We start from the raw sequence: 13,376 nt of genomic DNA, 5'->3' as shown, positions 1-13,376 counted from the left end.
TCCTGTAATGTAAACGAGATCAGATCACGGTGTTGCTGTCGGCGTTATCGCCGCCGTCGTCAGTATCCGGCGGCGTGATGTCATCAGTGCTGTCCGGTACGCCAAACTGGGTGATCATGGTGAAAGGCACTTCGCCAACGCCGTCAACGTTGAGCACCGGCGTGCTGCCATCGAGCGGAATACGCACATCTTCCACCGTTCCCGTCACCTCAATCGGCACTTCCTCTTCCCCGGTATTGGTCACCACGGATACGCTGTAATCGCCCGGCGGGATGCCGTAATCCGCAGGATTGATGTCGAAATCCACCTGGCCGGGCCCGACGGAGGTTTCACCTTCAGGGATCAGCGACACGGTGTAGTCATCACCGGCTTCATCGGTAAAGTGCAGATCCACATCGGTACAACTGTCATCCAGCGTCACGCGTCCCTGGATCTCTTGACTGTTGTCTTCGATATCCAGCGAGGTGGTTTGCACCATGATGTCGTCGCCGACCATATTCCCCAGCGCCATCACCTGAATGTTGCTCATCAGCACGGCATTGGTGTTCGCCTGGACGCTCATCTCTTCCATCATGGCAACCTGCGCCATGGAGGAGAGCTGATCGATATAGGCCGTAGGATCGGTTGGATCGGTCGGGTCCTGGTTTTCAATTTCAGCCACGAACAGCGTCAAAAACGTATCAACCGCGGACGTTTCGGTGGACGTTGTCGTGGTTGGAGTACCGCTTGTCCCGCTGGTATTCGTTGTTGACGACGTTGAGGAAGAACTGCTGTCTCCCAGATTGCTGCTTTGCGCCGTGGCGCCGACGTTATTTTCAGCCACCGCCGTATTCTCCGAAGAAGGAGCCTGCGCCTGAGATTGGGCATACAGAGCCAGGGTATTCATTACACTTCTCCCAGTTTGAGTAAGCTTTGCTGCATACTTTTGACGTTATTCAGCACATCAACGTCGGTTTCAAAATCACGTGAGGCGGACATCATGTCGGCCATTTGCTCGACCACATTGACATCCGGATACCAGACGAAACCGTTCTGGTCAGCCATCGGATGGTGTGGCTCATAACGCTTCACCGCCCCGCCGCTTTGCATGACGTCCTGTACCTGTACGCTGGCACCATCAATGGCATGGCGGTTATGCCCACCCATCAGGCTATTGTGGTAAACCGCAGCAAAAACCGGGCTGCGCGCCTTATAGGCCTGCGCCTCGCTGCTGGCGGGAGATTCCGCATTCGCCATGTTGCTGGCGACGGTATTCAGACGGATGGTTTGCGCCGTCATCGCCGAGCCGGAAATCTGGTAAATATCAGTAAACGACATGGTTATTTCCCTTCGATGGCCTCTTTGATACCGCTAAGTTGCAGGTTCAAAAAGGTCAGACTGCTTTGATAATCCATACTATTTTGTGAAAACCGGGCCTGCTCGGTATTCAGCTCTACGGTATTGCCATCCTCTGAGGGCTGCATCGGCACACGGTATTTCACGTCAGCCTCGGGCAGCACATTTGTGCGACTTGCCCGTTGCATCTCAGCGGCAAAATCAATATCTTTAGCTTTGAAATTTGGTGTATCGACGTTTGCCAGATTCGCAGTCAGTAGCTCGGTCCTCTCAAGACGTAACTTCACTGCCTGCGGATGTACACCCAATGCCTGCTGAAAACTGATTCCCATTTCTTACATCACTCCTGCGTAGATATCGCTGTTATTAGCAATATGTATGCCAACTTTTAAGTGATTGATGAGAAATGACTTTATGAAATTCCCCTTCGACATAAGGAAGCCTTCTTTCCCCTTTGCCGCGGAAATAATGCTGGCGTTATGCTGTGTCTTACCCGCACATGCCGCCGTCCATCCCATTCAGCACAGCGCCCGGGAACAGATCAACGCGCGGGTCATAACTGCCGCCGGTCATGAAATTGACGCGCTGGCGAAAAAACAGCAGTGGCAGGACTATCGCTACACGTTCAACGTCTATATTCCCTCAACGGTGAGCACCAGCGCGCTATGCGCAACAGCGCCCCAGCTCACCTCCAGCACATCCCCAGGAATGGCCCTGACGCGAATGAACTTTGTGGTGAGTTGTCCGGGCAGCGCGGGCTGGCAATTTAACGTTGCGGTACGCCCCGACGTGTCGGTGCCGGTAGTGATGCCAAAGTCGTTGATTGCCCGAGATACGGTAATTACGGCCAACGACCTGCAGCTTAAAAAATTCAATATCAGCAACCAGCGGGAAGGATTAATGACAAATATGGATGAGGCGATTGGTCTCACCAGTAAGCGCGCCCTGCAACCGGGCAAACCGATTACCCGGAGCGAACTGGTTCAACCGGTGCTGGTCAAACGCGACCAACCGGTGATGATCGTCTCCCATACGGCCGGAATTACCGCCTCGATGCCGGGCGTGGCGTTGAAGAACGGGCGCAAAGGGGATGTGATAAAAATTCGCAACAGCAGCAGCCAGCGGATCATTAGCGGGATGGTGGACGATATCGGCGTGGTCACCACGCTGACGGCCGAGCAGTGAAGGGATTTTTTGTGATGGGATTAAAGTTTTCCTCTCTTACCGTCGCTTTTAGCCAATAACAGATAACCAACCCAACGAAATATGTACGAGGTTGCTATGAAAATTACCCCGACTCTGCCAGGCGATCGCCCTGCATCTACAACCGGGCAGACGCGTTCAGACAAGAGCAGCACGCAGACCACTACCTCCAGCGCCGCGACGCTTTCCGCCGACGATATTACTCAGGCGGGATTGCAAACGGCGCAGCAAACGCTGAACAGCGATCCGCAAAGCGACGTTGATTACGACAAAGTGGCGCAAATGCAGGCCATGCTGGCCGCAGGCGACATGCAGGTTGATACCCAGCAACTGGCTGGTGACATGCTCAGCTTTTTCCAGAAATAAGAGGCCAAAATTGTGAGTACCAGGCTACAGCAGGTGAAAACGCTGCTTCAGGGTATCCGGGAGGACGGGACGCGATATGACGCGCTCAGACATCAGTTAGAACAACAACGTCTGTGCATGATCCGTCGCGCCAGTGAAGAGCTGTTGGCGGTCAATGAGACGATTCAACAGCATTATGAGCAGTTGCAAAACAGCAGCCAGCAGCGCCGCTCAATCCTGCAATTGCTGGGCGTAAGCGTCGATCGTGCAGGGATGGAACAGGTGTTTAGCTGGTTGCCGGGCTTACAGAAAAGTGCCGCAGAGGGTTGGTGGCAGAGCCTTGAGCAAAAAGCGAAACGCTGCAAGACGTACAACGAAAAAAACGGCGAGTTGCTGATCCGCCAGTATGAATTTATTCAGACTTTTTTAGGCACCGAGCCGGATTTTATTTACCAGCGCTAAACCTTCCTTCCCTGACGCGGAAAACGACTTTCCGCGCACACCCTAACTAATTGATATAAATACAATAAAAATTCAGGCATGGATATTGCAATGATGTAGCCAGATTTTGAATTTAGGGATTGCTGAGAACACATTATGAGTATGATTGATTGTTATGAACCTGACTTTGTCCGGTTGTTTTTATCCCACCATCCGGATTCCGCTTTGCTGGCCGAAATGCGCTGGAAAACGGAAGTACGTCAGAGTCTGGTATTAACCGATCCGGCCAGCTGTCAGGCTGCGTTAGGCGATCCCAACGCCTTTGTGCTGCATACCTCGCAATGTGCAGCCAATGCGGACAGCCCGGCGTTATCTCCACGCGATCAGGTACTTAATCAATCTGCTCTGCATACCATCACGCTCCCCGGTTTGTCACCGGAACTGCGCTTGTATGCGCTGGGCATCATGCTCTCTTTTTCCGAGAAATGCCCTGGCGACAGCGATCCTATGCTTGAAAAACTGGCCTCGCTGCCGCAGGTTCTGGCCGCCCACGCGCAAAGCGGAAAACTGCAGGAGCAGTTCGTGCAACTGCCCAGCCTGCCCCAGCTGCAGCGGGAGCTGATCACCCAAATGGGCAGTTGTGAGTTCAATTGGGATCTGTTGCCGGAAAGCACGCGCAAGCTGACCTTACCTCTGCAGGTAAGTCTGCTGATGCTCCAGGATGCAAACAGTGAAGCTATGCTTCAGCAGCAGTTGCAGGATCAGTGGTTAAATACCTATGAGCGCTACTTTGCCCATGACGCATGGATATTCAGTAACTATCTGATTTATCGCCTGTATCACGATACCTTCCCGCAGCACGAGAGTGAAAGCGCGCTGCAGCGCTTCTTCTGGCTGGTGGCTGACATCTTTATGCTTCGCACCCTATTTTGCCTGTGGACAATGGATGATTCCACGCTGAGCCATGACGAAATCTACGCCCTTTTCGCGCTGTTTGAAGCGTGGCGCAACAGCGAGAATGCCCACTCGTTGCGTCAGCATATTCTGGATATGCTGCCGGGAGATCCTCTGCTCTCGGCGTTTTCCCTGATTACACGTTAGCGCCTGTTGGCCGGGTGCATACCCGGTCCTTTTTCGAATCGCGAATACACATCACCATGTCTGAATCCTCCAAAGTACGTTCCGCCCTGACCGGCATCGTTAAAACGCTCGACACTGGTCGCGAAAAACCGTTTGTCAGCGTCATTACTCCCACGTGGAACCGCGGCGCTTTTTTACCCTATTTGCTGTATATGTACCGCTATCAGGACTACCCTGCCGACCGCCGGGAGCTGGTGATCCTGGATGATTCCCCACAAAGCCATCAGTCAATCATTGACAGGCTGACGCAGAATCATCCGGAGAAATTCAATATTCGTTATATCTACCATGCGGAAAAACTGACGCTGGGAAAAAAGCGCAACATGCTCAATGCGCTGGCGTTAGGCGAATATATTCTCTGTATGGATGACGATGATTATTATCCGGCGGATAAGATCTCCTACACCATCGACATGATGCAGCGCCACCGGGCGTTGATTTCAGGTTCCGATCAGATCCCCATCTGGTATAGCCATATCAACCGCGTGTTCAAAAGCCGCAGCTTTGGCCCGCAGAACATTCTCAACGGCACCTTTTGCTACCACCGCAATTATTTAAAAAAGCACCGTTACGATGATGAATGTAACTTAGGCGAAGAGGAAGGATTCACTAATCAATTCACCGCGAACCCGCTGCAATTGCCGGGCGAGCGTACCATTATTTGTATCTCGCACAGTCAAAATACGTTCGATAAAGACTTTGTGCTGGGCAGCAGCGAGCCGCTGGAAACCTCGCTGGCACAGGCGATTACAGACCCGATGCTGAAAAACTGGTATCAAAGTCTGCATAACGCCACCCATCATCAGCCGATCCAGTGGGATTACATCGATCAGGTGGTGATAGTGAATCTGGACTCACGCCCGGATCGTTTAGCCCACATCCAGCAAGAGCTGGCGTTTCTCAATTTCCCGGCGCAAAAGATCACCCGCCTTGCGGCGTCCGTTGCCACTAACGGCCAGGCTGGTCGCCGCCAGTCCCATCTGCAGGCGCTGCAACTGGCACAGCGTAACGGCTGGAAAAACTACCTGCTACTTGAAGACGATAGCGTGATCCTGAAGCAGGAAAAGCATATCCGGGTACTCAATTCGCTTCTGAACGCGTTGCCTGGCTTTCCGTGGGAAGTGGTTATCCTCGGCGGAGAAATTAAACAGGGCCGCGAACTCAAAAGCCTCAATGGCATGATCCATGCCCGCGACTGCAATAAGGTTTGCGCCTATCTGGTCAACAGCAGCTATTACCCGGTTCTGGCTCAGCAGATGGAGCATGACCTCTCAGATACGCTCGAAGGGCAATGGCAGCCGCTGCTGCGTGAAGGGAAATGGCTCTCCTGTTATCCGAGCATCTGCTATCAGCGCGCGGGATACAGCGATATTGAGAAAAAAGAAACCGATAACATCGGTTACTACTTCAACAAAATCAATAAGAAACCCGCCACCGTCAACACGCTGGTAAGCAACCCGCTTCCTACGACATCCACGCAGATAGATGCCATTGGCTTCTATATGGAAACCTCGCTGCACTACGCGGTCTACCGCCCTATCATTACCGCGCTTCAGGCGATGGGCCATACCTGCTCGCTGCTGGTCAGTGACAAAATACCTAAATCGTTTCTGGATGAGATGACCGCGACGATTAAAGCCATCAACGACCCTGCGCTCGGCGGTACGCGTCTTTCAGCGGTCATTGAGAACCGTCAGCGCTTCCGGTGCCTGGTCAGCCCTTACTACACGCCACTGCTGAACGGGCTGGCGGATACCCATGTACGCACCCTGTATGGCCTGGCGAAAGAAGAGTGGAATCATGCCTGGTGGAACGCCTTTTATCACCGCATCCTGTGTTACAGCCACTATAGCCAGCACGCGCTTGATATCGGTGGCAGCGCCAAAGTGGTGGGCAATCCCCGTTTCGATGAGTGGCATAATCACACTTACGATACTGCGCTGCCAAAAAGCCTGAAGCTGAATGCGAAAAAGCAGACCATCCTGTATGCGCCAACCTATGGCGCGCTAAGCTCTCTCCCTCACTGGGCGGAACAGCTCAGCCGGTTAAGTCATGAATACAATGTCGTCACCAAACTACATCATGGCACCCTGCACAGACCGGAAGAAGCCGCCTCTCTGGCACTGGCGCTGCGCTATTTAAAAAACCGAATTGACGATCCACAGCATCTGCTGGCGCTTATCGCGCAGGCGGATTACGTCCTGACAGACAGCAGCGGCTTTATTTTTGACGCCATTCATATGAATAAACGCGTCATTTTACTGAGCTGGCCAGAGATGCCCTTGCTGCTCGATGGTCAACAAAGTTTCTCTACTCCTGACAGCGCTGATCAGCGTATTCGCGATGTTCTCCCGGTGGCACAGGATATACAGACGTTGCGCCACGCCCTGTCATCCGCATTTGACTGGACTGCGCTGGAAGCGCCATTGGAGGAGATTCGCCACCATTATTGCGATGCGTTTAGGGATGGTCAGGCGGGGAAACGGGCGGCTCAGGAGATCGCCGCTTTGCTTACGGAAACAGAGAATGCCCACAGTAATACGCTATTACATAGTCTACAGAGAAAACTTTTTAGCTAAATTTCTGATATGAATTGGCGATAAAACCACCGTTAAACCGGTGGTTTTAATTTTATTGTGGTCGTTTTTTTATAACAATCTCGATACCACTTTCCGCAAATGGTGTGCGAGTTTGATCAAACCGAGGGAGACCAGACAAATAGCTATGATTTAGTAATTCAATTTTCTGAACGTCATGATTTGCGGTTATCGTCTGAATCAATTCCAATACATTTATCGATACCGGTGACCAACTACTTTTCTTGAAGATACTGAAAGTATGCTTGTGATCGGTATTAAAAGTCGATGGCCATACTTTTTGTTCATACATATCTTCGTCAGGAACAGTAATAATGAGATGACCATTTGGTTTAAGCACTCGCATCCAGTTATTGATAGCAATGAACGGGTCAACCACATGTTCCAGACAGTGTGCAGAATACACAAAATCAAAACTATCATCACTAACATTATCTAAGTATTGGGCATCACCTTGCGGTAAGTCATAGACCGTCACCGTTCTCATTAGAGGGAAAAGCGAGTGGTAAATCCCAATACTGTCCGGTCCTCCACCTATATCCAAACCAGCGCCAACAAACCAACGAGAAGTAAACCGTGCATCCATAAGTCGACGATTTACAGACATACTGGTCGTCCCCACAACGCCCCGGTTAATCAGAAACTTACTGGTAACATCCCCAGGTAAAATGAGTGGTTTAATCGCTTCACCAGCTAAACTATGAGGCCATAAAACTGCGTATCCAGTATCTTCAGGATACCAGTGCAAGGAGTGTGTATCGGCAAAACTCTCTAATAGTCCAATAAATTCATTAGCACGATCAAACCCATGATCGGCATATTCTGGTAAAGTACCACTTGTCACGGCAAAGTCTTTCAAATATATTCTGCAATCATCAATAATAACAATCGCATTATCAATTTTGCCTTCCAGAATTCGCAACTCGTTAATTAGTGGCAAGCGAATATCTTTATCCCATTCGTCACTGCGATAGTGTTCATTGCAGTAATCTGAACCAGGATAATGAGCATCCAGAAAAATGAGACTACGGCGACTCCTAAAAATATCACTGACCGCTTCCGAGTTCAGAAATGATAAGCTATCATCCGGACAAACTGTAATATTTTCATTTTTTTCTTGTAGTGCTTTTTCATACAATGGCTGATATATCTCACAGGACAACGCATGGTGAAAACCTGCCGACAATGCCATACGACATGAGTTACCAATACCATACCCAGTTTCAACCAAATGCGTCACCTGGTATTTTTCAACTATTTTACGTAAAGGGAAACGACCTAAAAACCCCATAACCACTCCATTTAGAATATTTAATCATAGAAATACTTAAGAATTTTTCACATAATCATCAGAACTCAAAAATAATTGAATCTGATGCCAAAAATATTCGGCGGTAACCTTCTTCATGCACCGATATTTTTTATCATTTGGACACCAGACAGAAAATTCATCACCTCGTGGAGGCATAAATTCTTTACCTAGTTTATTTTTAAAGAATTGCGGACTCATGATCAGGTGACCGCATTGACCAAACTGACATTCTGTATCAATACCCATAGCATTCCACCCATACCGACCATTCCTGTAGGGCAATCGGTAACTGGCCGGAATAATAGAGTACAACGCGCAAATAGCAATTGAAGTGAGTCCAGCAAGTGCGACAGGACCAGAATCACAAGCAACCAGTAGCTGACACCGCTCCATCAAATAAATCATCTCAAGCATAGAGAACTTATTAATGCAATTGATAGCCTCCGGGATATCTATATCCATCATCTTCTTCTCTTGATACTTATTATTATCGCTGCCAATAATGACAACTTTCCAGCCTGCAGCAATAAAGTATTTCGCGAGTTGATTCCATCCCTTTTCGGTCCACGTCCGGTTTGGAGAGCCTATATTGGGATGTAATAAGACTGTTTTTTCTTTCTGCAAATGATGATTATGAATAAAATCATTGACGTTTTTCTTATCCAATGACGCCAATGAAATCATAGGCTGCTTATTACACAAGGAATGATTATGAATACTATCACCGATAAAAGCATCCGTCATATGTTCAGATGCTACTATATCCTCCCAGTGGCCAAGGAAATGAAATTTATTTTCCTGACGCGCAATCGCAATATCAATATAAGCATCTTCTGTCAGCGCATTGATATCCCAATACTGTGCCACCACAGGACTTGAAGCGATAAGGTCATGATACAATTTGTGTGCAATAAAGATAAAATCCTCATCATGACATTCTCTAAATGCAGTGAGGCACCCCAACGCGTAGATCGCGTCCCCCATCGACCCAGGACAATAAAATATCCTTTTCTTAAACGAACCGGGTTTAACACCAACCAACTCATTTACATGATAAATTTTCTTATTGCTAAAGTTGATGTGGCCAGCGTACTTATCAGTATCTTCTGGTAACTCTGTTGTTAGAAAAAATAGAATACTTTTCTCTGGCGCTTGATATAGTTCATCTGAAAAATATCCGGCAATGGCTAAAGGTAATATTTCTAGAACCTTTAAAAAATTAAGAGTAATTAACTCAGGGAGTTTGATAGCCTTGCATCCCAACTGACGTAATATTTCACCATCGACTTCACCCTCTTTCTTTTCGCGGAAGAGAAGGATTTTCTCTTCAGAAATTGCAAATTCATTGATTGCATGCTGAATAACGTCCACAAGCGCTTCTTGATGTTGTTTTTTCAGCGAGGGAAAACGAGGTGAAGTGCTGAGTAATAGTAGAGATGACGAGCTTATCTTTCGTAATTGAGAATAAATACCATTTGGTATCTTGAATAGTTCCAGAAAATCCGTTATTTTATTTTCATCGATTGCCGGTACATTACCACAAGGCAATTTCTTTGAATTTTTGAATGAGCTATTCTCTTGTAGATAATAAGTTGTTGTTAACACTTTATGCCAGGCATATCCGGCGGCAATATTCCACTCATCTTTTGGCATGTTATGATTATTATTTAATGCCATACTTATGGTATTACCATATCCAGTGACCAATTTATTAAATAAATTTACTGGGATTTTTTCAAGTGCAGAAGCAGCAACTAGCTCGGCTATCTCTCCTTCATAAACATGAAGATGGATTAGCGACCGAAGAGAGTTTAATTTCATCAAAAACGGAATAAGTAAGTCATAGCTTTCAGCCAGCGCCGCATGGATATCTAGTGCTGTTGGCGAGAGCTTAGTTAGTACATGTGATATTTTATCCAGCGCAGGCAGTAGTGTGGATTCATTATATTTAAAAACAATATTTGAATTCTTTTCCAGCCATTTTTCACTCAATTTATCAGAACAAATAAATAATATATTAACTACTCCATCCATATCTTGAATAAAATTGGACATTTGAAGCGGCAGCGTAACTTCTTTAGTTTCAATGAATAGTCTTATTTTCATATTATTTTACAGGTTTTGATTTTGGTTGGTAATTACCTCAATAATCGAGGTGGTGGATATCGATGGCGTTCTGGGAAAATAGACCACTTCGCACAGGTACGACAAACTATCAAAGCGCCCTGCCCAGTCATCGCCCATCACCAGCGTATCGGCGTTAAACTGGCGAATATAGTCCGCTTTTTTCTCCAGCGACTCTTCGAGAAACACGCTGTCCACACATTTCAGCCCGGCAACAATCCCCATGCGATCGCTTTGGCTGTAAACCGGCATCCGGCCTTTTTTCTGCATATTTAGCGCATCTGAAGAGATACCGACGATCAGTCGCTCCCCCAACTGTCCGGCACGTTGCAGAATACGCAAATGCCCGATATGAAAAACATCAAAGGTGCCGAAAGTAATGATCGTTTTCATATCACTCCCAGCGTCTTCTGTCTTAGCCAGCATTGTGCGGCAATTTCATCTACGGCTTTTTGCTCTTTAACCAGTGCCTCATTGCTCAGTTCATCGCGCTTATCATCGAGCGTCATGGCGACAATTTTCTCTTCACATGCCGCTGACACCAGGTTTTTCTGAATACGCTGTTCTTTGATTTTAGCCAGCGTTTTCTCCTGCTCTTGCCAGGCAATAACCGTGCGCAGCGTGCCTTTGTATCCGGTCACATTTTTGAGTGATTCAACGCAAGGCACCTCCACGCCGGTGCCGGTTTTTTGAATCAGGTAGCCCAGCGCTTTGATGTTATTGTCAAAACCGATGCAAACTTGTTGCTGTTTAGCCAGCTGTACCGTCATATCTTTGACTGATTTATCCCGCAGGCGCTGCAGTTGCGCCAGGGTATCGATAATTTGCCGCATGATTATTTACCTTCCGTTTTCTTTGCCTGCGGGAAAAGGGCCTGTAAGCGGCTTTGCACCAGCTCCAGAGAGGCCGGTTCACTGACTTCCTGGCGCAGAAAACGCTCAATGCCGGGGAACACTTTGACGGCCTTATCCACGCCGGGATCGGCTCCTGCAACATATCCGCCCAACGGGATCAGCGGCTTAATTTCCATATAGGCGGCATAGTTCTGTTTGAGCAGGCGGGCCGACTGCTGATGCGCCTGGGGAGTTACCTGGGTCATGCATCGACTGATCGACTGCCCGATATCAATAGCCGGATAATGTCCGGCCTCCGCCAGCTTACGGGTCAGAACAATGTGCCCGTCCAGCACCGCACGCGCGCAGTCGACGATCGGATCCTGCTGATCGTCTCCTTCCGCCAAAACCGTATAAATGGCGGTCATTGACCCATCGCTTTCACTGTTGCCAGCGCTTTCCACAAGCTTTGGGATCATGCCGAACGCCGACGGTGGATAGCCTTTCGTCGCCGGAGGTTCACCCAGTGACAACGCAATCTCGCGCTGCGCCATGGCATAACGGGTTAACGAATCCACCAGCAGCAAAACGTGATGTCCGCGATCGCGAAACCAGGCGGCAATAGAGTGGCAAAGCTCGGTGGCTTTCAAACGCATTAACGGTGACTCATTCGCAGGCGCCGCCACGATAATTGATTTTGCCAACCCTTCCGCGCCCAGAGCGTGATCGATAAACTCCTTCACCTCGCGGCCACGCTCGCCAATTAACCCCACCACCACGATGTCGGCCTTGGTCTGGCGGGTGATCATCCCCAGCAGTACGCTTTTTCCCACGCCGCTGCCGGCCATCAAGCCCACACGCTGGCCTTTGCCGATAGTTAGCAGACCGTTGATTGCTTTAACGCCAACATCCAGCGGTTGGTTCACCGACCGACGCGTGAGGGGGTTAATGGAAGGTGCCTGAGGCGGCAATACGTCATTGCCCGTCAGACGCCCTTTGGCATCCAGCGGTTCGCCCAGGCCATTGACTACCCGCCCCAGCCAGCTTTCGCTAATCAGGATCTCCTGGGTTTTTTCTTCGGGGAAAACGCGCGCCCCCGCCATCAGTCCGACGGGATGCTTGAAGGGCATCAGGTAGGTGATATCGCGGTTAAACCCCACCGCCTGCGCGTCGATCAACGTATGGTCGGCGCTTTCGACGCGGCACAGCTGGCCGGTCGCCAGCGGACAGCCCACGCTCTCCAGCAAAATGCCGTTTACGCGCACCAGTCGCCCGGCAACCCGGGCTAAAGGGATCGACTCAATGGAACGCAGCGCGTTGTCAACGCTGGACAGGTCACTCACCCGTCGGCTCCGGCAGCAGCGACTCTTTGAGCGCCGACATGCACTGGTCGAGTCGATGTTCGCAGCCAATATCCAGCTCGGATTTATCGGTAATCACCCGACACTCGCCCGCCTGCAGTTCGGGTGATGGGGTCAGCCCCCATTCAGTGACCTTCTCCGGGGCAGCATCTTTGATACGGTTAAATTCTTCATGACTTAGCAGGACCTGTAGCGACTCAGGCATCGCAGGAAAGGCCGAAATCGCCTCTTCAACCAGCGACAGTAACTGCGTCGGTTGCAGCGCCAGCTCGCAACGAATCACCTGGCGAGTGACCTTTTCAACCAGTTGCAGCAGGTCTTCCCGCTGTTTACGCTGAATGTGCGCCAGGTAGTCGTTCACTTTGCCAGTGATGGTTTCCAGCGGTTGCGCTGCTTGCTCAAACTGCTTACGCCCTTCCTGTTGCCCGGCCAGGCTGCCTTCAGTGTATCCCTGACGACGGCCTTCATCGTGCCCCTTCTGATGACCTTCCTGAAAGCCCTGCTCCTGACCTTCCGTCATCCCCTGTTCAAAGCCTTTTTGCAGGCCTTCCTGGAAGCCGTCCATCAGTTGGCGCTGATAATCCGCAGGCGTGATCCCCGGCGTGAGCTGTTCAGCCTGCAAATGGCGCTGGCGAGGAGGAAAGCGGTGCAGTCGGTAACGACCACGAATGGTTTCAATCGCCAT

At 49.6% G+C, this 13,376-nt stretch carries 14 protein-coding genes; 5 read left to right on the top strand and 9 right to left on the bottom strand.

What is annotated here, in order from left to right:
* Positions 1-19: 19 nt before the first annotated feature.
* Genes WC7_RS20915 through flgB form a run of 3 tightly spaced genes read right to left on the bottom strand, consistent with a single transcriptional unit; the run spans position 20 to position 1,667 of the window.
* Positions 20-886 (bottom strand): flagellar hook capping FlgD N-terminal domain-containing protein, encoded by an 867-nt coding sequence (locus WC7_RS20915; RefSeq protein WP_016151842.1) that lies wholly within the window; start codon positions 884-886, stop codon positions 20-22.
* Entirely contained in the window at positions 886-1,317 is a 432-nt protein-coding gene (gene flgC, locus WC7_RS20920; RefSeq protein ID WP_016151841.1) for a flagellar basal body rod protein FlgC, read from the bottom strand. The genes WC7_RS20915 and flgC overlap by 1 nt, the downstream gene beginning before the upstream one ends.
* A 2-nt stretch (positions 1,318-1,319) precedes the next feature.
* Entirely contained in the window at positions 1,320-1,667 is a 348-nt protein-coding gene (gene flgB, locus WC7_RS20925; protein WP_016151840.1) for a flagellar basal body rod protein FlgB, read from the bottom strand.
* A gap of 82 nt (positions 1,668-1,749) precedes the next feature.
* Between flgB and flgA the strand changes: the two genes are divergently transcribed.
* The 5 genes from flgA (at position 1,750) to WC7_RS20950 (ending at position 7,043) form a co-directional block, all read left to right on the top strand.
* Positions 1,750-2,520, top strand: coding sequence for a flagellar basal body P-ring formation chaperone FlgA (flgA, locus tag WC7_RS20930; protein ID WP_016151839.1), 771 nt, complete (start codon positions 1,750-1,752; stop codon positions 2,518-2,520).
* Between the two features lie 96 nt (positions 2,521-2,616).
* Positions 2,617-2,904, top strand: a complete 288-nt coding sequence (flgM, locus tag WC7_RS20935; RefSeq protein ID WP_016151838.1) for a flagellar biosynthesis anti-sigma factor FlgM — start codon at positions 2,617-2,619, stop codon at positions 2,902-2,904.
* A gap of 12 nt (positions 2,905-2,916) precedes the next feature.
* Positions 2,917-3,345 (top strand): flagellar protein FlgN, encoded by a 429-nt coding sequence (flgN, locus tag WC7_RS20940; RefSeq protein WP_016151837.1) that lies wholly within the window; start codon positions 2,917-2,919, stop codon positions 3,343-3,345.
* Positions 3,346-3,480: 135 nt separating this feature from the next.
* Positions 3,481-4,425 (top strand): hypothetical protein, encoded by a 945-nt coding sequence (locus WC7_RS20945; RefSeq protein ID WP_016151836.1) that lies wholly within the window; start codon positions 3,481-3,483, stop codon positions 4,423-4,425.
* 56 nt (positions 4,426-4,481) lie between these two features.
* Positions 4,482-7,043, top strand: a complete 2,562-nt coding sequence (locus tag WC7_RS20950) for a glycosyltransferase (protein ID WP_016151835.1) — start codon at positions 4,482-4,484, stop codon at positions 7,041-7,043.
* A gap of 52 nt (positions 7,044-7,095) precedes the next feature.
* Here the strand turns inward: WC7_RS20950 and WC7_RS26920 are convergent, their stop codons facing one another.
* The 6 genes from WC7_RS26920 to fliH are packed head-to-tail and all read right to left on the bottom strand — an operon-like array spanning position 7,096 to position 13,376.
* The gene (locus WC7_RS26920; protein WP_016151834.1) at positions 7,096-8,352 is read right to left on the bottom strand and encodes a methyltransferase domain-containing protein; all 1,257 of its coding nucleotides are present in this window, start codon (positions 8,350-8,352) and stop codon (positions 7,096-7,098) included.
* Positions 8,353-8,388: 36 nt separating this feature from the next.
* Positions 8,389-10,479, bottom strand: coding sequence for a glycosyltransferase family 9 protein (locus tag WC7_RS20955; RefSeq protein WP_016151833.1), 2,091 nt, complete (start codon positions 10,477-10,479; stop codon positions 8,389-8,391).
* 6 nt (positions 10,480-10,485) lie between these two features.
* Positions 10,486-10,890 (bottom strand): FAD synthase family protein, encoded by a 405-nt coding sequence (locus WC7_RS20960; RefSeq protein ID WP_016151832.1) that lies wholly within the window; start codon positions 10,888-10,890, stop codon positions 10,486-10,488.
* The gene (locus tag WC7_RS20965) at positions 10,887-11,330 is read right to left on the bottom strand and encodes a flagellar FliJ family protein (RefSeq protein WP_016151831.1); all 444 of its coding nucleotides are present in this window, start codon (positions 11,328-11,330) and stop codon (positions 10,887-10,889) included. Before WC7_RS20965 ends, WC7_RS20960 begins: the two co-directional genes overlap by 4 nt.
* Before the next feature lie 2 nt (positions 11,331-11,332).
* Entirely contained in the window at positions 11,333-12,673 is a 1,341-nt protein-coding gene (gene fliI / locus WC7_RS20970) for a flagellar protein export ATPase FliI (RefSeq protein ID WP_016151830.1), read from the bottom strand.
* On the bottom strand, positions 12,666-13,376 hold the full coding sequence (gene fliH / locus WC7_RS20975) for a flagellar assembly protein FliH (protein ID WP_016151829.1): 711 nt from the start codon (positions 13,374-13,376) through the stop codon (positions 12,666-12,668). Before fliH ends, fliI begins: the two co-directional genes overlap by 8 nt.

Origin of the sequence: Citrobacter sp. KTE151 (assembly GCF_000398845.1) — a bacterium.
GTDB lineage: Bacteria > Pseudomonadota > Gammaproteobacteria > Enterobacterales > Enterobacteriaceae > Citrobacter > Citrobacter braakii.
The sequence above is the reverse complement of the archived record's forward strand: the minus strand, read 5'-3'. Positions and strand labels throughout refer to the sequence as shown.